This is a genomic window from Sporosarcina sp. AD_1 (assembly GCF_057373025.1).
Genome location: NZ_JBPVIR010000002.1, coordinates 358,450 through 378,059 on the forward strand (window position 1 = coordinate 358,450; position 19,610 = coordinate 378,059).

24 protein-coding genes are annotated in these 19,610 nt (G+C 45.8%); 18 read left to right on the plus strand and 6 right to left on the minus strand.

What is annotated here, in order from left to right:
- Nucleotides 1-30 precede the first annotated feature (30 nt).
- The 7 genes from ACSW3C_RS05055 (at nucleotide 31) to ACSW3C_RS05085 (ending at nucleotide 6,149) form a co-directional block, all read left to right on the plus strand.
- Nucleotides 31-291, plus strand: coding sequence for a hypothetical protein (locus ACSW3C_RS05055; RefSeq protein ID WP_486561195.1), 261 nt, complete (start codon nucleotides 31-33; stop codon nucleotides 289-291).
- Nucleotides 292-326: 35 nt separating this feature from the next.
- Nucleotides 327-515 (plus strand): hypothetical protein, encoded by a 189-nt coding sequence (locus ACSW3C_RS05060; protein ID WP_486561197.1) that lies wholly within the window; start codon nucleotides 327-329, stop codon nucleotides 513-515.
- A gap of 139 nt (nucleotides 516-654) precedes the next feature.
- Nucleotides 655-1,731, plus strand: a complete 1,077-nt coding sequence (locus ACSW3C_RS05065; RefSeq protein ID WP_486561199.1) for a branched-chain amino acid aminotransferase — start codon at nucleotides 655-657, stop codon at nucleotides 1,729-1,731.
- A gap of 35 nt (nucleotides 1,732-1,766) precedes the next feature.
- The gene (locus ACSW3C_RS05070) at nucleotides 1,767-2,582 is read left to right on the plus strand and encodes a GNAT family N-acetyltransferase (RefSeq protein ID WP_486561200.1); all 816 of its coding nucleotides are present in this window, start codon (nucleotides 1,767-1,769) and stop codon (nucleotides 2,580-2,582) included.
- An 18-nt stretch (nucleotides 2,583-2,600) separates the two neighbouring features.
- Nucleotides 2,601-3,716, plus strand: a complete 1,116-nt coding sequence (gene menC, locus ACSW3C_RS05075) for an o-succinylbenzoate synthase (protein WP_486561202.1) — start codon at nucleotides 2,601-2,603, stop codon at nucleotides 3,714-3,716.
- A 228-nt stretch (nucleotides 3,717-3,944) separates the two neighbouring features.
- Nucleotides 3,945-4,727, plus strand: coding sequence for a DUF6612 family protein (locus tag ACSW3C_RS05080; protein WP_486561203.1), 783 nt, complete (start codon nucleotides 3,945-3,947; stop codon nucleotides 4,725-4,727).
- A gap of 165 nt (nucleotides 4,728-4,892) precedes the next feature.
- Nucleotides 4,893-6,149 (plus strand): Y-family DNA polymerase, encoded by a 1,257-nt coding sequence (locus tag ACSW3C_RS05085; RefSeq protein ID WP_486561205.1) that lies wholly within the window; start codon nucleotides 4,893-4,895, stop codon nucleotides 6,147-6,149.
- Between the two features lie 36 nt (nucleotides 6,150-6,185).
- Here ACSW3C_RS05085 and ACSW3C_RS05090 read toward each other — a convergent pair whose 3' ends face one another.
- Nucleotides 6,186-7,379: an MFS transporter gene (locus ACSW3C_RS05090; RefSeq protein ID WP_486561207.1), complete on the minus strand. Its 1,194-nt coding sequence runs from the start codon at nucleotides 7,377-7,379 to the stop codon at nucleotides 6,186-6,188.
- A 175-nt stretch (nucleotides 7,380-7,554) separates the two neighbouring features.
- A complete protein-coding gene (locus ACSW3C_RS05095; RefSeq protein WP_486561209.1) occupies nucleotides 7,555-7,725 on the minus strand; it encodes a hypothetical protein in 171 nt (56 codons plus the stop codon).
- Between the two features lie 72 nt (nucleotides 7,726-7,797).
- On the opposite strand from ACSW3C_RS05095, the gene ACSW3C_RS05100 reads away from it, so the two are divergent.
- The 6 genes from ACSW3C_RS05100 to ACSW3C_RS05125 all read left to right on the plus strand — a co-directional run bounded on the left by ACSW3C_RS05100 (nucleotide 7,798) and on the right by ACSW3C_RS05125 (nucleotide 13,733).
- Complete coding sequence (locus ACSW3C_RS05100) at nucleotides 7,798-8,130, plus strand: YolD-like family protein (RefSeq protein ID WP_486561210.1); 333 nt, start codon at nucleotides 7,798-7,800, stop codon at nucleotides 8,128-8,130.
- A 91-nt stretch (nucleotides 8,131-8,221) separates the two neighbouring features.
- Nucleotides 8,222-9,976, plus strand: a complete 1,755-nt coding sequence (locus ACSW3C_RS05105) for an ABC transporter ATP-binding protein (RefSeq protein WP_486561212.1) — start codon at nucleotides 8,222-8,224, stop codon at nucleotides 9,974-9,976.
- Between the two features lie 5 nt (nucleotides 9,977-9,981).
- The gene (locus ACSW3C_RS05110; RefSeq protein ID WP_486561515.1) at nucleotides 9,982-11,763 is read left to right on the plus strand and encodes an ABC transporter ATP-binding protein; all 1,782 of its coding nucleotides are present in this window, start codon (nucleotides 9,982-9,984) and stop codon (nucleotides 11,761-11,763) included.
- A gap of 398 nt (nucleotides 11,764-12,161) precedes the next feature.
- Nucleotides 12,162-12,872 carry a cytochrome c biogenesis CcdA family protein gene (locus tag ACSW3C_RS05115; RefSeq protein WP_486561214.1) on the plus strand — a complete coding sequence of 237 codons (711 nt, stop codon included), beginning with the start codon at nucleotides 12,162-12,164 and terminating at the stop codon, nucleotides 12,870-12,872.
- A 20-nt stretch (nucleotides 12,873-12,892) separates the two neighbouring features.
- Nucleotides 12,893-13,222, plus strand: coding sequence for a thioredoxin family protein (locus ACSW3C_RS05120; protein ID WP_486561216.1), 330 nt, complete (start codon nucleotides 12,893-12,895; stop codon nucleotides 13,220-13,222).
- Nucleotides 13,215-13,733 (plus strand): CcdC family protein, encoded by a 519-nt coding sequence (locus ACSW3C_RS05125; RefSeq protein WP_486561218.1) that lies wholly within the window; start codon nucleotides 13,215-13,217, stop codon nucleotides 13,731-13,733. Before ACSW3C_RS05120 ends, ACSW3C_RS05125 begins: the two co-directional genes overlap by 8 nt.
- 470 nt (nucleotides 13,734-14,203) lie before the next feature.
- Here the strand turns inward: ACSW3C_RS05125 and ACSW3C_RS05130 are convergent, their stop codons facing one another.
- Nucleotides 14,204-14,629: a DUF2621 domain-containing protein gene (locus ACSW3C_RS05130; protein WP_248513798.1), complete on the minus strand. Its 426-nt coding sequence runs from the start codon at nucleotides 14,627-14,629 to the stop codon at nucleotides 14,204-14,206.
- Between the two features lie 117 nt (nucleotides 14,630-14,746).
- Here ACSW3C_RS05130 and ACSW3C_RS05135 point away from each other — a divergent pair, with 117 nt between their 5' ends.
- From ACSW3C_RS05135 to ACSW3C_RS05155, 5 genes are all read left to right on the plus strand, one after another.
- Entirely contained in the window at nucleotides 14,747-14,965 is a 219-nt protein-coding gene (locus ACSW3C_RS05135) for a DUF1659 domain-containing protein (RefSeq protein ID WP_486561220.1), read from the plus strand.
- 22 nt (nucleotides 14,966-14,987) lie between these two features.
- Nucleotides 14,988-15,206, plus strand: a complete 219-nt coding sequence (locus ACSW3C_RS05140) for a DUF2922 domain-containing protein (protein WP_486561222.1) — start codon at nucleotides 14,988-14,990, stop codon at nucleotides 15,204-15,206.
- A gap of 68 nt (nucleotides 15,207-15,274) precedes the next feature.
- Complete coding sequence (locus tag ACSW3C_RS05145) at nucleotides 15,275-15,403, plus strand: YvrJ family protein (RefSeq protein WP_486561223.1); 129 nt, start codon at nucleotides 15,275-15,277, stop codon at nucleotides 15,401-15,403.
- Between the two features lie 108 nt (nucleotides 15,404-15,511).
- A complete protein-coding gene (locus tag ACSW3C_RS05150) occupies nucleotides 15,512-16,105 on the plus strand; it encodes an SCO family protein (RefSeq protein WP_486561225.1) in 594 nt (197 codons plus the stop codon).
- A 17-nt stretch (nucleotides 16,106-16,122) separates the two neighbouring features.
- Nucleotides 16,123-16,821 (plus strand): lytic transglycosylase domain-containing protein, encoded by a 699-nt coding sequence (locus ACSW3C_RS05155; protein WP_486561226.1) that lies wholly within the window; start codon nucleotides 16,123-16,125, stop codon nucleotides 16,819-16,821.
- A gap of 84 nt (nucleotides 16,822-16,905) precedes the next feature.
- Here the strand turns inward: ACSW3C_RS05155 and ACSW3C_RS05160 are convergent, their stop codons facing one another.
- From ACSW3C_RS05160 to ACSW3C_RS05170, 3 genes are all read right to left on the minus strand, one after another.
- Nucleotides 16,906-17,160 carry a GlsB/YeaQ/YmgE family stress response membrane protein gene (locus ACSW3C_RS05160; protein WP_486561228.1) on the minus strand — a complete coding sequence of 85 codons (255 nt, stop codon included), beginning with the start codon at nucleotides 17,158-17,160 and terminating at the stop codon, nucleotides 16,906-16,908.
- A 353-nt stretch (nucleotides 17,161-17,513) separates the two neighbouring features.
- On the minus strand, nucleotides 17,514-18,248 hold the full coding sequence (locus tag ACSW3C_RS05165) for a hypothetical protein (RefSeq protein ID WP_486561229.1): 735 nt from the start codon (nucleotides 18,246-18,248) through the stop codon (nucleotides 17,514-17,516).
- A gap of 162 nt (nucleotides 18,249-18,410) precedes the next feature.
- Entirely contained in the window at nucleotides 18,411-19,598 is a 1,188-nt protein-coding gene (locus ACSW3C_RS05170) for a hypothetical protein (protein ID WP_486561231.1), read from the minus strand.
- Nucleotides 19,599-19,610 lie beyond the last annotated feature (12 nt).

Here is a 19,610-nt window from a genome sequence, read left to right on the forward strand (position 1 = left end):
GGGAGGGAAAGTGGAGCTTATCAATCAAATGTGAGTATACAATCTATATTCTATTCGTATAGTACTGTTAAAAAGGAAGTGCCCCGGATACGAAAAGGCAAAATCGCTTTACTTGGAGCTATCATGCTTGTCAGTGCAGGGATTCTTTTGATTAAGGAGATCCGCATGACTTCCTCTTACGATTCCTCGATGCGTTCCGCCATACTAGCAGAGCATAATAAGAATTTGCAAGATGCTGAAGAAATCTCTACTTTGCTTTTCCGAGAGGATGGTCCGTTACAAGCGCGATAGACGATGGGTTAAAAGAAAGAGGTTTTGAATATCAAATGTTGCTTGCGGTCTATTCAAAAGACGATATTCGGGTCAAATATATACTGATAAATCAAGAGGCAACTGCAGCCGCAGTGAAAGAAATCCAAACGGTTTTTTTCGAATCAGTAAGCCATTATGATCTTTCCGCCAGCGCATTCACTCTTAAATTCGGAGTTGAAGAGGATGGATGGATGGATTGGTGAAAGGTATTCCTAAACGGAAGAAGGCTAACGAGCTGGCAATCAAGCCTGCTCGTTTTTAGCATACTCAAAAACGCGGTTGTCTGTCGAATCGAAAAAATCCGTGTATAATGGAATGATTATATGAATTGGAGGAATTCGAATGAACGATTTACAGCTGACGATTGAACTGACCAAGCATCCAAAAGAGAAGCCGGCAACCGACCAGCTCGCATTCGGCACCGTCTTTACGGATCATCTGTTTACGATGGATTATACAGCGGGCAGAGGATGGCATGATGCGAAAATCAAACCATATGAACCGATTAGCCTGGATCCGGCAGCTATTGTCTTTCATTATGGACAAACTGTATTCGAAGGGTTGAAAGCCTATGTGACGGAGGACCAAGACGTGGTTCTGTTTAGACCGGAAGAAAACTTGAAACGCCTGAACCGATCGAATGATCGACTTTGCATGCCTGAAATTGATGAGAAATTTGCGCTTAATGCATTGAAAGAACTCATTCGAGTCGATAAGGATTGGATACCGAATAAGGAAGGCACATCTTTATACATACGGCCGTTTATCTTTGCCACGCAGCCTTATTTAGGTGTCGCACCTTCTGCGACCTATACGTTCATGATCATCCTGTCGCCTGTCGGGGCGTATTATAAAGAAGGGATGAATCCGGTGAAGATTGCGGTTGAATCCGAATTTGTCCGTGCGGTTGCGGGCGGTACAGGTAGCGCCAAAACGGCAGGAAACTATGCCGGCGCGATGAAAGCGCAAGAAATTGCTGAAGCAAACGGCTACTCCCAAGTGCTGTGGCTGGATGGGAAAGAACGCCATTATATCGAGGAAGTCGGGGCGATGAATGTCTTCTTTAAAATAGACGGTGAAATTGTCACTCCTTCCTTGAACGGCAGTATTTTGGAAGGTGTAACGCGAAAATCCGTCATCGAATTGCTTCGTCATTGGGATGTCCCGGTGAGTGAACGTAAACTCTCTATGGAAGAATTGCATGCGGCTTCCCAGGCAGGGACGTTAGAAGAGGCTTTCGGTTCAGGTACAGCTGCTGTCATTTCTCCGATTGGCGAGCTTTTCTGGAAAGGCGAGAAAATGACGATTAACAACGGAGAAATCGGGCCTTTATCGCAACGGATTTACGATACGATCACCGGCATCCAAACGGGTAAACTGGAGGATCCATTCGGCTGGCGCGTGAATCTGTCTGAGTAAAGGTAGTTTCATTCTACGTGAAAGGTGGCTGATGTATGGAAGTAGCCATTCGAAAACTGACCACAATTGAAGAAGTGCATTTGATTAAGCCGCTGGAAGAGAAAGTGTGGCAATCTGCGTCCGTCCCGCTTCACCAGCTCTATACGGCCATTCAAAATGGCGGCTTGCTCATCGGCGCGTTTGATGAGGACCGCCTGATTGGATTTTCATACAGCTTTCCGGGTTTTCGGAATGGATCTGTCTTTTTATGTTCTCACATGCTTGGGATTGATCCGGATTATCGTTCCCAAGGCATTGGAAGAAAGTTGAAGGAGAGGCAGCTGATTGAAGCCGAGCAAATGGGCTATGAGTTAATCGTCTGGACTTATGATCCGCTGGAAAGCCGCAATGCCTATTTAAATTTGGCGAAGCTGCATGGAATCTGTTCCACTTATCTTGAAAATTGGTACGGGGAGATGGCGGACGGTTTGAATCAAGGCTTGCCATCGGATCGTTTCAAAGTGGAATGGTGGGTCCGGAGCGAGCGGGTGCAGTCGGCTTGGACGCCGGATGAAATTCAATTCGAGCGTCCTTGCAGCATTTCTTATACAGCGAGCGGCCAACCGCAAATTAGGGAAGTTGCGGGGCAGTTTCGCTCAGGTGCGGACGGCTACGAAATTCCAGTTCCGTCCAATATTCAACATTTGAAGAAGACAGAACCTTCGCTTGCGTATGATTGGCGGATGCAGCTGCGGGCGATTTTTCAGCAGCTGTTTGCGGATGGTTATGCGGCTGTCGGTGTCAGGCGTTCGGACAATGAGGAAGGCATCTGTTATTATCAATTGGTTCGCCGAGGAACGATACCTTTGTGATGAAACGGGGGGAGTAGCATGGACATTCGAGAAATTATTGTCAGACGGATGAAAATGAAGATGAAACAGCCGTTTACGACAAGTTTCGGCACAATGCAGGACAAGCATTTTTTATTGATTGAAATAAAAGACGGATCCGGCCGCAGCGGATGGGGCGAATCGGTTGCATTCGATGCGCCTTGGTATAGTGAGGAGACGGTCGAAACGAATTGGCATATGATTCGTGACTTTCTCATTCCGATTTTGCTGGATGCCGATCTTGCGCATCCTGATGAAGTGAGTGGACTCTTTTCACCAATTCGGAAAAACAATATGGCGAAAGCGGCAGTCGAAGGTGCTGTTTGGGATTTGTACGCAAAGCAGCAGGGCATGCCACTGGCCAAAGCATTAGGCGGCACCCGCCAGCAGATCGAGGTCGGCATCAGCATCGGCATACAGCAAAGCGTTGAGGAGCTGACGGAAGTCGTCCGGCACCATTTGCAGGAAGGCTACAAGCGCATTAAGGTGAAAATAAAACCCGGCAAGGAAATTGAGATTCTGTCGGTACTCCGGCAATCCTTCCCGGACATTGCCTTAATGGCAGATGCTAATTCTGCGTATACATTTGCGGATACAGCGCTTTTACAGCGCCTTGATGAGTTCAATCTTATGATGATTGAACAGCCGCTCGCTTCGGATGACATTATTGATCATGCGATTTTGCAAAAAGAGCTAAAAACACCGATTTGCCTTGACGAAAGCATTCATTCTTTGGAAGATGCGCGCAAGGCGGTGGAGCTTGGCAGCACGAAAATCATCAATATTAAAATCGGCCGTGTCGGCGGTTTGACAGAGGCGAAAAAGATTCATGATTACTGCATGGAACAAGGAATTCCGGTCTGGTGTGGAGGCATGCTCGAGGCTGGAATTGGCCGAGCGCATAACATCGCTCTCACCTCCTTGCCGAATTTTATTCTTCCAGGCGATACGGCTGCTTCTTCTCGCTATTGGGAAAAGGATATTATCCAGCCGGAGGTCGTCATGGAGGACGGCTACATCAACGTGCCGGACGGTCCCGGCATTGGCTATGAGCCGGATATCGCAACTATTGACCGTTTCATGACTGATAGGTGGACATTTGGGAAGAGGGAATAAGTGGGTACATGTGCTTTCTCCTCAGGGTTTGAGACGCCGCGGAGCTGCGGCGTTTCTCTCCCATTTGGAAGGCTGCCTCTAGTAGTGGTACAAGTTTTCTGCAACTTGTAGCGGCACTCTCCTGCACAAGCCTCTGCAACCTCATCTATTGAATTTCCGTCTAATGGATTGATGAAGCAGCCATTTTCCAGTAGAATGAACATAGGTTTTGTAGAGAGGGAGTTTTTCGTGAAAAAATTAGTTAAATCCTTGACGATCGGCACGCTCGTTCTGCTCCTTGCCGCTTGCAATTCCAGCGGAGCGACAGAAAAAATGACGGCTGAACGTCTATTGGACAAGTCAAAGAAGGAAATGGCGTCATCTTTGGACGCGGTCCATTCACATATCGTCTATGATGATTATAAAGTGACGGTTCATGATGGGGATTTTGAAAATCCTGAAAAAAGCGGCGCCAAATTCGATATTCAAACAGATGCTTTCTTGAATCCTATGAAAATACATCAAGAGACACTTGTACAGCCCCGAGGTATCAAATCATACAAAATGAATCTCTATCGTTTGGGCGATCGGAATTTTGTTTCCGATGAAAACAGTAAAGAGTGGGAGGAAGCGTCCTCGGAATCACTCGAAAAATTATTTGGCACTCTCGTTTCCCGTTCCAACCCGACGCTCGATCTTTCCCTGTTTGATGAATTCAAGGATGATTTCATCCTGGAACCCATCGAATACGGGTATGCATTGACATTAAGTTTGAATCGGAAGCAATTCGAGAAATTTAAACAGCTCGTACCGGATCTCGGACCTCAGGAAGACGGCTTCCTGATCATTTATAAAATGGATTTAGTTATCACATTCAATAAGAGCACTTCTTATGTGACGAGCTTTAAAATGTCTGCGGATATGCGGTCATTCCGCGATGGTACTTCCTATCGAGCGAGACAAAAATTGAATGCTACATATAGCTATTTTAATGATATCGATCCTTTCAAAGTACCCGACCAGCTTCAATAACCGAACGTCTTTCCTCTCTTGAGGGAAGGCGTTTTTTTATGGGAAAATATGATGTTTTTCTTCCATATCCCATGTTTTACAGAGCTGGAAATAAAAAACCTTGAATACGGACAAGTGTTCGGGGTATATTATAAAGAGAACGATTGTTCGTAGGAGGGATGCGTGATGTATGAAAATTTACCGAACCGGCAGATCGTCTGCCTGGACATGAGAAGTTTTTATGCGAGCTGCGCGGCGGCCATCGAAGGGCTGGATGTCATGGAGACGCCGATTGCGGTGGTAGGGAATATGGAACGCAAGGGCGGTGTCATCCTTGCCGCCTCTCCGCCCTTGAAAAAAGAATTCGGCATCAAGACTGGCATGCGATTATTTGAAATTCCGGATGATCCGAGCATCCGGTTAATTGAGCCGAAAATGGGATTTTATCTGGATGTGTCCATGGCCATTACGCGCCATTTGAATCGCTTTGTTCCGAAAGAAGCCATTCATGTATACAGCGTCGATGAAAGTTTTGTCGATTTGACAGGTACGGAGCGGCTGTGGGGGCCGCTGGAGGATACGGTGCAGCGCATCCAAGACGAGCTGGCTGAGCAATTCCAGCTGCCGTCCGCCTGCGGCATCGGACCGAATATGCTGCTGTCAAAGCTCGCCTTGGATTTGGAAGCGAAAAAGACGGGCATTGCCCGCTGGACATACGAGGACGTACCCGAAAAGCTTTGGCCGATCGCGCCGCTCAGCAAAATGTGGGGCATCGGCGGCCGGCTGGAAAAGACGTTAAACAATATGGGCATCTTCTCTGTCGGCGATCTGGCCCATGCCTCTTTGGAGCAGCTGGAGAAAAAATTCGGCATCATGGGAAATCAATTATACCATCATGCCCACGGACTCGATTTTTCAAGCGTCGATACAGCTCCGCTCGTCGAAGGACAGATCAGCTATGGGAAAGGCCAGATGCTGTTTAGGGACTATGAAAAGCGTGAAGATGTGCTGGCGGTCCTGCTCGAAATGTGCGAGGATGTCGCCAAGCGGGCCCGGGAGGCGGGAAAAGCGGGGCGTACCGTTCACCTGTCTGTCGCTTATTCCAAGCGTTCGCTTGGTGGCGGATTCAGCCGCTCGGCTTCGGTGAGTGAATCGATCAATGACACGATGGGGATCTATCGGATATGCACGGAGCTGTTTGACCGTTTCCATGACGGACGTGCGGTTCGGCGGCTGGGCATCAGCTTGACGAATTTGGAGGATGAGCACTCCATGCAGCTCAGTTTTTTCGATGAACGGAAATGGCGGGATCGCAAGCTCGGTGCCACGATGGATACGCTGCGCAATAAATACGGTTCCACTGCGGTATTGCGGGCGGTGTCCTATACAGAGGCGGGAACAGCGGTCCATCGGGCCAAACTCATCGGCGGGCATTATAGATAGAAAGACCGTCCGGAAAGCTGCCGGACGGCCGAAGTGTCAATTCATTTGCAGGTGGCGGCGATATCTCCATGCACAGAGAGCCGAAAGGGTAAGCAAAGCGGCGGCCAGCATATACACAAAACGTGCACCAGCCCATTCCACAATTGCCCCGAAAGCCAAGGATCCCGCAGCGAACAAAATGGATACGATGGTTTGCTGCACGGCATAGATGGCAGGCAATTCTTCCGCCGAAGCCGCTTTTTGCAAACACGTATCAATTGAAATGCCTTTCCACTGCTGAAATACGCCCGTGCATCCGACGAGAACAAGGGCGAACCACGGCCAGGCTGTCATCCCAAAAAGAGCGGTCAGCAGGCTGATGCCGAAAGAGGACACCAAAATGGTCCGTTGCAAGGAACTTTCGATACGTGATGCAAAACGTGCACACAGGATGCCGCCCGCCAGCATGCCGATGAAGAAGGCTGTGTTGATATATCCCCACCAAGCCTCGTTTTTGGCGAGCACTTCCGTCACAAACACATAGAGGATGGAGGCGATCCAGACGACGTTAGCCAGTGCTTCCAGCGCAATGAGAATGTGCAGTGTCCGATATAAAGGGCGCTTCCATACAAGACGCCAGCCTGCCGTCAATTCACCCGTGGCCTTTTCTTCCCCTTTGGGCAGAGTAAATTTGACAGGATCAGAAATTCCGGCAAGCAGGGCGATGGCAAATAGATACAGCGTGCCTGTCAACAGTATCGCGATTGGGCCCGTGGTCAACGCGACAATGCCTCCGCCTACAGCCCAGGCGCCTAAATTGACGGTTTCGGACACGACAGAGAAGAAACTGTTGGCCTTCACCAATTCCTCCTTTGGCACAAGCCGCGGCAACATGGCATGGCTTGCGGGAGCCGCCCAGCCGTCAAGAAACGCGATGGCAAACGCAAAGCTTAACAAGACAGCCACACTTGTCGCTCCGGAGGCGTAGAACGCCAGTGACCAAAGCACGATTGTTTTCAATGCTTGGGACGCGACGAGCAATCTTTTTAGCGGAAAGCGGTTCATCAGAAGCGGAGAAAGGAAGCCGCTTCCAAAGCGTCCCATCATATTGACGAATGGAACGAGAGCGAGCACGAACGGCGAATTGGACTGCCCATATAAAATGGCAATCAGCCCCACGATGTAGAATATGTCACCGCAATCGGCAATCGCCTGGCCCATCCATAAAAAACGGAAAGATCGATGTTTCATTCATTTGCAGCCCCTTTTCAATCAAATTGGTTCTTTGATGAAAAGAGAAGACTTACACTGCTTTTCCTACCTCCTTTTCTATTAGGCAAGGCGCTTGTCAATGAATGATAAAAGTACTTTCCAAATGCGTAGCAACAGACAGTCGGAAAGGGGTTGCAGGAATGAAAGACATCGGTTAGTCCCGTTGCGATTTTTTTAGGTCGGCCAGATCCTCTTCTAGCTTTTCAATTTTCTCCATTAAGCCGGAGGAATGAATGGCGCTGCGGACGACCCAGAGCAGGACAAAAGAAAAGAGGACAAAAGCGAAAATTATGGTCAGGATGAAGGTTGTCACATCCAGCGGCATGATGGGCACCTCTCTTTCTATTATTCATTATCATATCATATGACTGCCAATTACAGGAAGGAGCTAACAACAATGATTCGGGATCGAGGAAACATTAAATGGACAGCTATGATGCTTCCAGAGCATATTCAGCAGTTGCGGGATTGGCAGGCAGAAGATGGAAAGCTGGTAAGGGACACGCCGGATGAGCAACAGCTGGAGGAATGGGATTATAAGATTAGCAACGCAATGGAAGAGGGGACGCCGGTCTCTATTGAGTTTTGGCAGGGGGAAGATGTCAAAAAGGCGCAAGGGTTCATCCAGAAGACCGACAGCCTGCAAGGGGTGCTTCAAATCGGCATGGAACCAGGGAAGGCACATTGCGTGCCGTTTGTCGATATAAAAAGTATTTCAGAAATCGAATAATTTAAGTTTCGTACCTTTTCTATTGTTCAGACTTTTGGTAGACTATTTGAGGACAACATAGAAAGAGAGAGAAAAGGGTAGGGGGAGTCATGTGAAAGTTTTAGTTCAGCTAAGCTGGTTTTTTAAGCAGCGTAGGAAGCAGTACGGTCTCGGCATTGCTGCGCTTGTATTCGTTTCCTTGCTGCAGTTGCTGCCACCGAAGATCATCGGTTTTATTGTCGATGATATTACAAAAGGGACGTTAAGCTCTTCCGAACTGATCAAATGGCTGATCATCTTGGCAGCGGCAGGCGTGCTAATGTACATATCGCGCTATTATTGGCGTGTCATGATTTTCGGATCCGCCGTCCTGCTATCGAGGACGATGCGGGAAAAATTATTTAATCATTTTACGAGGATGTCACCGTCGTTTTATCAAAAACGCCGAGTCGGGGATTTAATGGCACATGCGACAAATGACATCAATGCTGTACAACAGACAGCCGGGATGGGGATCTTGACACTCGTCGACTCGATTTCGACTGGCGGTTTCGTTATTTTGACGATGGCCTTGACGATCAACTGGAAATTGACTGTGATCGCATTAATTCCATTTCCGTTCATGATTTTCCTGACAAGTTACTATGGACGGCTGCTCCGAAAGAAATTCCGTTTTGCCCAGGAAGCTTTTTCAAGCTTGAATGATAAGACGCAGGAAAGCATTTCGGGCATCAAGGTAATCAAGACATTTGGACAGCAAAAGGAAGACATCCAGGATTTTACGGAGCTATCAACGGATGTAGTAGAAAAAAACATGAGAGTGGCCAAAATCGATGCATTATTTGATCCGACGATCACTGGAATTTTCGCAATTTCCTATATACTTTCGTTCTTTTTCGGAACGAAACTTATCATTGCGGGAGATATGTCAATCGGGGATATGGTGGCATTCAGTACATACCTTGGGCTGTTGATATGGCCCATGCTTGCGTTCGGCTTCCTATTCAATATCGTGGAACGCGGGAACGCCTCGTACAGCCGCATTTCAGAGCTTCTCTCCATTACGCCTGAAATTCAAGACGTGGCAGGCGCGATTGCTGATCGGCCTGAAGGTGATTTGCATTTTGATATCGATGAATTCACGTTTCCGGAGGATGAAGCACCCGCCTTGCGTAATGTGCATTTTACATTGAGACGGGGAGAGACACTCGGGATTGTCGGCAAGACCGGATCAGGGAAGACCGCCATCTTGAAGCTTTTACTACGGGAGTTTGAAGGATACAAAGGAAGCATCGTGTACGGCGGACATCCAATCAACCAATACAAACAGCAAAGTTTACGGAGTTCCATTGGATACGTGCCGCAAGACCACTTCCTCTTTTCGACGACTGTGGCAGAAAATATCGCATTCACCAATCCAAAGGTTGACCGTGAGAAAGTTTACGAAGCAGCACGGCTCGCCTACATCCATGAGGATATTTTGGGATTTGCAGAAGGCTATGAAACCGTCGTCGGAGAACGTGGTGTTTCCCTGTCGGGTGGACAGAAACAGCGGATTTCCATTGCCCGCGCCCTGATCATGCAGCCCGAGTTATTGATTTTGGACGATTCGTTATCAGCAGTAGATGCAAAGACAGAGGAAGCCATTCTGGAGGCATTGAAGCAGACACGTACCGGTGAAACGACAATCATTACGTCTCACCGCCTGAGTGCCATCCAACACGCCCATAAAATCATCGTCTTGGAAGAAGGGACTATTATCGAGGCTGGTACTCATGATGAATTGATTGCACTAGGGGGCAAGTATAAAGAAATGTATGACTTGCAGCAACTCGAAGTGCTCGTTGAACAAGGGGGTGAGGAATAATGTCCATTGAAAAACAGCCAAAACTGACAGCGAAGGATCAGTGGATCGTATTCAAGCGTTTATTGAGATACGCTATTCCTCATAAGGCAAGTATTACGGTCGCACTGGTACTGCTCGTCTTGACAGTCACAGGAAGCATTGTAGGACCGTTGCTCATCCAATCATTTATCGATAATTATTTGACGCCGCTCGATTTTCCGAAGAAAGAAGTTATGGCACTGGCGCTTATTTATATCGGGCTTCAATTGTTCATAGTCGTTGTCTCGTATTTCCAATCGCTACGGTTCCAGGCGATTGCCTTGAAGGTCATTCAGCAAATGCGGATTGATGTATTTACAAAAGTGCAAGGACTCGGCATGCGCTACTTTGACAAAACACCTGCAGGCAGTATCGTATCACGGGTAACAAACGACACCGAGTCGATCAAGGAAATGTTTGTCAGTGTAATCGTTACGTTCCTGCAAGCGATTTTTGTCATCATTGGCGTTTACTTTGCGCTGTTCTCCCTTAATGTCAAACTTGCGTTCATGTCTATGGCATTGCTGCCGTTATTTATGATCATCGTTATTGTCTATCGCCGTTACAGTGCGGATTTCTATCAAGACATCCGTGAGCGGCTCAGCCAATTGAATGCCAAAATAGCGGAGTCGCTGTCTGGCATGGGTATGATTCAGGCGTTCCGGCAAGAGGAACGGCTGGCGAAGGAATTCGATGATATCAATGAAGGGCATTACCGGGCCGGCATGCGGAATATTAAGTTCGACAGCGTGTTGCTTGGACCATTCATCGATTTGCTGTACGCTATTGCGATCGTTTTCGTCCTCGGCTATTTCGGTTTTATGTCTTTAGAAAGTGCCGTTGATGTAGGGATCATCTATGCGTTCACTACGTTAATCGGCCGGTTGTTCCAGCCAGTTCAGCAAGTGATGCAGCGTCTATCCATTTTCCAGCAAGCGCTTGTTTCTGCATCCCGCGTATTCAAATTGATGGATGATACGGATATGGAACCGAGCCAGACGGATCAAGCGAAGCAACCGATCCAAGAAGGGACTATCGAATTTCGCGATGTCACGTTTTCCTATGACGGCAAAAATAATGTGCTGAAGAATATTTCATTCACCGCAAACGCAGGGGAAACGGTCGCCCTCGTCGGCCATACCGGAAGCGGAAAGAGCTCCATCATCAACTTGCTTATGCGTTTCTATGAGTATAATCAAGGGGAAATCCTGGTGGACGGCATCTCGCTGAAAGACTATCCGAAAGAGGAGCTCCGCCAAAAGGTCGGTCTCGTCTTGCAAGATCCGTTCCTGTTCTACGGGGATATTGAAAGCAATATCCGTCTTCACAACAAGGAAATGTCAGGAGAAGAAGTACGTGCGGCAGCGGAATTTGTCCATGCCAACGAATTTATCGAAAAACTGCCGGATAAATACTCGCAAAAAGTGACAGAACGCGGATCAACGTTCTCCAGCGGTCAACGTCAGCTCGTCGCCTTCGCTCGCACAATCGCAACAAATCCAAAAATACTTGTCCTGGACGAAGCGACTGCTAATATCGATACGGAAACCGAAGTCGCGATTCAAGCAAGCTTGGAAAAAATGCGGAAAGGGCGGACGACCATTGCGATCGCCCACCGATTGAGTACGATCCAGGATGCGGAACTAATCTTAGTGCTGCACCAGGGGGAAATCGTAGAACGAGGCAATCATCAGCAGCTCCTCGCACAAAAAGGGCTCTATTACATGATGTACCAATTGCAAAACGGATTGCTGGATGATGCGATCTAAATAGTAAGTACCTAGAAAGACATACTTCAGGCGGTAAGCAAACTCAACTAAGAATTTGCTTGCCGCCTTTTCTTTTTGGTGTGAGCAAAGTGGAATGCTGTAGCGGGAATGTTCCGGGCACGGGAAGCAAGTGGCTAATGGCTTCATTTTGTATGCAGTGCACTGATATGGCGTGGTTGTCTTGTCATTTGGCGCAAAAGGTAAGAAGGTACGGATATGCGAGTGAGGTATGGTTTTCCGGCAAGGAGAGCCAAACTAGGGAAAGCAAAAAAGAGGTTACTTTCTCGCTTCCATGCAAACATCATATCCGAATGTCATAAACTGTTCACAGGTAAAATCAACGTATTTCGGCTATGGATTTGGTACGATGGGGAGAGAAAAGTGAAGGGGAGAGAAGGATGACTACTGATTTGAATGTGTTTCTGGCGTTCGGCGCCGGATTTTTGAGTTTCATTTCACCGTGTGTGCTGCCTTTGTATCCAGCATTTATATCGTATATTACAGGCATGTCGATCGATGAATTGAAAGGCGATTCCAAGCGGATGAGCCGAAATGGAATGCTTCACACGATCTTTTTCCTGCTTGGATTCTCGGTCGTTTTTGTCTTCCTTGGGTTCAGCACATCGCTCGTTGGCAACTTTTTTGTGCAGTACAAGGATATACTACGGCAAGCGGGCGCCATCTTTATCGTCTTGTTTGGGCTAATGGTCATCGGGTTGTTCAAGCCTGATTTCTTAATGAAAGAACGACGTCTGCAATTCAAAAACAGACCGGCCGGCTTCTTGGGAACGGCTTTGATCGGCCTTGCATTTTCAGCGGGCTGGCAGCCATGCATGGGGCCAATTATTGGAGCGATTATTGGACTGGCTGCAGCCAATCCAGGCTCCAGCATGTTATATATGATGATGTATGTATTAGGGTTCGCTATCCCGTTCTTTATTTTATCATTTTTCATTACCCGTCTTGGATGGATCAAACGGCATAGTAATTTGATGATGAAAATTGGCGGTTATGTTATGATTGCTTTCGGATTTTTGTTGTTTTTCGATGGAATCACGTATCTCACCAGCTTGCTGAGTCCGATTTTTGGTGATTTCCAAGGTTTTTGATTGGATAGGAGGAACAACCGATGAATGAAATCGGATCATATGAGCAATGGAACGAAATTATAGAAAAAGAGCCGCAACTCCTTCTTTTCGTCAAAACGGATCACTGTTCCGTTTGTGATGGGCTCTTTCCGCAAGTGGAAGCACTTGTAGATCAATACCCGTTTCCTTTCTTTCAAGTGAATGCGGCACGTGTACCAGAAATCGCGGGGCAATTATCGTTATTTACCGCTCCCGTTGTATTGCTTTATCATCACGGTAAAGAAATGGCGCGCTTCGCCCGTTTTGTTCAAATGGATCAGCTGACACGCCGCATGCAGGAGCTCGTGGAACGGGGGAAGGAAGATGCTTAAGCTTCAGGAATGGATTGACTATGTTTTCAACACGATTCCGTCAGTTTATTTAATTGTCGGCTCAACGGTTATCTTTCTTTTTATGGGGACCATGGCATTTATTGTCCGAACCAGAGCAGCTAAGCGGCCGATTTCCGCCAAGCGGATCATTCTGCCGCCGCTCTTCATGTCGACAGGCGCATTGATGTTCCTATTCGAAGAATTCCGTGTGCCGCTTCCACAAGTGTTGGAAGCAGTGGCAGTTGGTTTGTTGTTTTCTCTCATTTTGATTAAAACAACGAACTTTGAGAAGAAGGATGGATTGTTGTATGTGAAGAAGTCCAAAGCATTCATTGTCATTCTTTTAAGCCTGCTCGTCATCCGTCTGGTGGCCAAGCTCATATTGAGCAGCTCCATTGATGTGGGTGAATTGGGTGGGATGTTCTTCCTGCTGGCATTTGCAATGATTCTTCCTTGGCGCATCGGTATGCTGATTAAATATGTAAGAATTCGAAACCGAACAGCAGATTGATTTTCAGAAACAAAAATCGTCCCTTCTCATAAATGAAGAGGGGACGATTTTTTTAGCTCAATATTTGATTTGTAGAGAATTCACTATTCTATCTGTTAGAATCAAAACTCAGTCGGTTTCTTTTCTCCAACTTCGATATCCTATAAGCTCTATGAAACCATAAGAGACTATCATTGATAAAATAGGGACAACATAATGCTTGGGTGGCCCAAATAAAAAAATTACAACCATGAGGCCTGTGATGAAAAGGAAAGTGTTTACGAAATACGATTTTTTCCGGGATTTAAAATAGAGTAATACATTATTCATTGTTCACCTTCGAGTATGTTATTGATTGATAATATCAAGATAGGGGTGGCGGAATCAAATAGCAATATTTACATGCATCAGAAAATCAACAGTGTGCCCCATGCAAAAGAAAAGAGGCAGTCCAGAACATCGTGGATCGACGTTCTGGACTGCCTTTCTGCTTATTCGAATAAGTGCTCATACGGCTTCATATCCACTTCCATGGATGTCAATTTCTTAATCAGGAATTTATGATCCCGCTTAGGCGTGGCCACAATATATCCCCGGATAATATGGTCAAAATCAATTGTCTTCGCACGATCTTCCAAAGCAATCTGTCCGATTTTGGAAGCGATTTTCTGTTTGGCTACATCGCGGAACAATTCTGGAACAGGACTAACAAGCTCATTCAGAAGCTTTTTGGCATCCTCATTCCAAAGATGAAGGGATTCATTAACATAATGTTCTTCCCAATCAAGCGTCGATTTGCCATCCTCTTTCGGAAACACCTTCAAGAATTTACGGAACATGAAGTAGCCGCCGATGCCAAATAAACCGACTAGGACGATACACCAGAATACGATGAACCACATAAACCAATCCTGCATTTGTCTTCACCTCTTCCTCACTTCCCCTATTATAAAAGGAATTGAGAAAAATTTCATTAACAATGTATTCTTTTCCTTTGCCTGTTTCTATATAACAGGTGAAGGGAGGTGGAGCACATGGCAACAATGGAATTTAGAGGCGCTATCGGAAAGGTATTTTTTGACGGAGGGCTGACGGAGGATGGCAAGTTAATTCGCAAGGCTAAGTCTTACCGCCATATCGCGCAAGGGGTGAACGCGACAAATCTGTACAACGCCTTATCCCAACTGGCGCAGTTTTCGGAGCGAGCAGTCGTGGGAATGGAGAAGGTCGAAACATCGGAAGTCGTCAATTAAAACGAAAAGGAGAGGGTAAGAAATGAGCAGGACATTGCAACTTACATTTGAAACAGCAGCAGGGAAAACATCCATGCTGACGGTGGACGAGCCGCGGAGTGATATTACGTCCGAGCAAATCCAAGCCGCCATGCAGCAAATTATCGCATCCGGAGCATTTGAAGTGGATGGCTCGCCGTTATCCGCACCGAAGAGTGCACGCATTGTAGAAAGAACCGTAACCGAATTCACAACTGCGTAACTGATAGCAGTCCGCCCGCCAGTCTCATGCTGGCGGGTTTTTAACTTAGAAAAAGGAGGGCATGATGAATGGAAACCTGGTTGAATTTCATACAAGAGATCGGATTCCCGGTATTCGTATCGTTTTATCTGTTGCATCGTCTTGAGCTGAAATTGGAAGCGATCCACGATGTGCTCGTCACATTAAAGATGAAGTGAACTTCACAAAAACGTCATTCTTTTGCCATACAACGAAGTTTGGCAACCTTGTTTGAATATTTATCTTCATCTATGATAAAGTTATAAAGAATGTGAAGGAGTCTCGATATGCTTAAAAAAGTATTGTTTTCCGCAATGTTGACCGGCTTGCTATTTATTGCGGCATGCTCAAGCGGTTTCAAGCCGGACCACGAATATTCGATCCAGCCATTCGAATACACGAATCAAGACGGGGAAACCGTCTCATTGGATGATTTGAAAGGCGAGGTCTGGCTCGCACAATTTATTTTTACTAATTGTACTTCGGTTTGCCCACCCATGATGTCGAACATGGGCGATTTACAGGGCATGTTAAAAGAAGAAGGCGTGGAAGATTATAAAATCGTCTCGTTCAGTGTCGATCCAGATCATGATACGCCTGAAAAGTTAAAGCAATATTTGGAGCAATTCGGTATGCCGGACGAATCCAAATGGATCATGCTGACAGGATATGACTTGAGTGAGATCGAAAAGATTTCAGTTGCTTCTTTTAAAATGCCGGTAGCTGAAATTAAGAACTCAGATCAAGTCCTGCACGGTTCACGCTTCGGACTAGTCAATCAGGATGGAAAAGTTGTCAAAACATATGCTGGCTATGAAGATGTCCCATACGATCAAATTGTTAAAGATATGAAAGCGCTCATTAAGCAAGGAGCTGAGTAAGCGGAAAGGGTGAGAGAGTGAAGAAAAAGCGAAAGCCGAATAAAGGATTATCCATAAAGACGAAAGCGATTCTTATCGTGCTTCTCGTCCCGGTGGCTGTCACTTTGTTCACTCTCACTGCGATTATCTGGACAGGCATTCAAAATCCCGAGCTGATCAAAAAGTCAGCAAGCGGGCTGATGGATTTCCAAGACCGTCATACGGCCACAGTCATCCCGGAAGAGTATATACCGATTTACAAAGCAGCTGCAGAAGAGTATAGCATCCCATGGACGCTGCTTGCGGCCCATCACCGGGTGGAGACTCGTTTTTCAACGATGGATCCACTTGTATCTCCGGCCGGAGCAGAAGGCCATATGCAGTTCATGCCTTGCACCTTTGTCGGGTGGGGATACCCGGGCTGCCATGGACTGGGCAAGGGGAGTATCCCAGAGGAAGATAAAACCGATCCCGCTGTCATTAAGAAATATGGAGGCTATGGGGTGGACGCGAATGGCGACGGCATCGCGGATCCGTTTGACATTGAAGACGCCATTTTCAGTGCGGCAAATTACTTATCAAAAAGTGGAGCAGCAGACGGTGATATTGAAAAAGCGATTTTCCATTACAATCATAGTGATAAGTACGTGGAAGACGTTCTGTGGTTTTTCAATGAATTTGAATCTCAGCGACTCGCCAGAGCAGATGACACAGGCGATCCATCCAGTAAAAAGTGAGCAAGCCTTACCGGCTGGCTCACTTTTTAATTGAAAAAACCCGTTATCCACTCAGGATAACGGGCTCAACCAATCATAGTGCTATTACGAAGCTCTACGCATGGATTTCATAATGAGGCTCACAATAAATACCAAGATGATCGCACCTAACAGGGCCGGCAAGATATAGAAATCAGATACTTTCGGTCCCCAGTTTCCTAACAGCATGCCACCGATCCAAGCACCAATGATACCAGCAATAATGTTACCGATGATGCCTCCTGGGATATCTTTTCCTAGGATAAGGCCAGCTAGCCAACCAATTACGCCTCCAATAATTAAGAACCAAATAAAGCTCATGTAATCCATCTCCTTTTCAAAAGTTATGATTGCCTCTGTAGTATTTGTAATATCCGTTATTTCGATACCTCAAACATCCCGCCAAAAAAAGTTGATAGTAAAGTAAATGAAAGCCAAGGGAATTGCCTATAAAAGCCTTCTAAGTAGAGGACATTGACGACAGAGTAATGTTTGTTTAAATGTAGGGATGAGAAATGAAAGCTTCGGCACTTTTGAGACAATCTACATTTGTTCGGTCAGCTTAACGCAGATTTGAAGGACTAGAGTGAGAGGAGAAGTATTAGTTTTAAAAGTAAAGAAGAAGCCGTTACGAAAGGCTTCATCACTACATTGTCTTATTTTCGAGCACCGGCTCATTGATCTTCGGAACTTTTGTCTACACTTTCGAAATTAACTGACGAAACTTTTGACACGCGCACCTTTTGGCCTTCTTTCAACTGAACGTGGCTTTTGGAGTTTGTTAACCCGCCGCCGAACAGTTCAAAGAGAAGAGGGTCTTTTCCTTGTTCGAAAATATGGACAAAACCATAACCGTCCGGGGTGGTTATTGTATAGTTTCCGGGTTCAATGTCCAACCCAACGTCCCAAATTCCGGTTGTCAACTCGGTGGAAAGCTCGGTCTTAACGGGCTGTATTATTACTACATTATAGCCGCCGTCCAATACGACGGAAAAGGTTGGGTCGATATCGACGGTTACTGTTGGCACACCTGCTTTTTCCCCGACGATTTCATGGACGAGCAAGTTATCATCTTGATCGTAAATATAAATTTTCCCTGTCGGATGTCCCGTCAATGTATATCTTCCCGACCCGATATTTATCGTTGCTCCCTTTTTTGTCGGCATTGGTCCGTATATTCTTCTTGCTTCTTTATTGCTCCGATCCGCTGTTGTGAAAATGGCGGTATGAACCGTTCCGCTGATTTCATCTCTTGACGTTCCGCTGATCTCGAAGTTGTCTACATAGGCGCTTCTCATTTCTGAATTCGTCCCTTGAAGATTATGGCACCCTGTTAACATGAGTAAGCAAATAAAAATTCCAAATAAGATTGCCTTGGAATCAAGCCGTTTTCGCATAATATTTTTCATAATAAAACTTCACCTTCCCTAATGGCGAGATTCTCATTACAACCGTATACTTGAGCATCCATGCATTTCAATTGTTCCGATTCACGGATAACTCCTCAAATAGGTCCTTTTGTTCCAGGATTTCAGCCAACATCCGGTGAATTCATCATATTCCCCAGCTTTTCAATTAGTCTTTACTGGAGTAGTTTCCACTTTTCGGAAATACATGAGTTTATTCCTGGCGTATAAAATGGAGAAGATAAGCAAATTAAGAACGACGAGCCAACTATACGCATGCTTGAAATCAAGTTTTTCAATCCCATATTCCTTAGCTGCCTCTCCGCTTAGAACGGCTCCGATATCAATGATTGTTAATGGATAAAGCCAAATCGTTTCCACTCTAGTAGCTAACAGAAGTTGAGGGGATAGCAAGACAAATAAGATTATGACGATTGCTGCGTACAAGTTTTTCGTTACGAGATTAACGAATAGGAATGTGAGCAAAAGTAAGAGAGCGATTAATCCGAATGCCGCCAGCATGTAAAACAAATAGTGTAGCCCGGATACTGCGACAAAATTTGCGTCCTGATAAATGAGTACAGGCGACCTGAAATCACCCAAACCCGTTTTTCTCGCTACATAATAACTGCCTATTACGATACTTACGCACAGAAAGAGCATGATTTGTATGAAATGGACGCCTACCTTGCTAATTGCCTTCTGCATGAACGAAATAGGAAATCCGGACATGACGGACGGATGTTGTTGATCGTTTAAAAGCATACTGCTTCCGGCCAGCAAGACGAGCATACAAAATAATGTTCCGCTCAGTAGATTTAATGCGACCGGTATGTAATTGCTCGCTTTAAATGGATCTTGTATGAGGGATAGTTCATGCTCTTTGTGATACTGATAAAGTGCATTTTCTTTTAGAATTTCATCAATAGGAACAATATGATCTCGCTTAATCCCTTTATTTCCTCGTGAATGCAAATCAAGTCTCAATTCATTCAGCTTAAGCCCTGTATCAAAAAACTTATGAAAGTTTGCACCAGCCCCAAAATACCCGTCTACGTTTCCTTCGTTCCGTAAATAAATCCTTTGCCAGTTAATCAACCCGATTTGCTCGGTTAAGATGGACATAATTTCTTTTCCTTCTTCCGTTTCCCAAACAGAACCAGGGAATGTATCGAAAAGCTCAAGGAACTTTGCGGCTTCTTCATCTTTTTTTTCGTTAATTTCAACAATATCCAATTGACTATAATGCGAATAATAGAGTGGAAAAAAGAAAACCAGCGCAAGACCTAACAACCAATTCTTTTTATTTACTAACAATAATTTCAATTCAAATAAAAAATAATTCCAGAACATATTCTTCCTCCT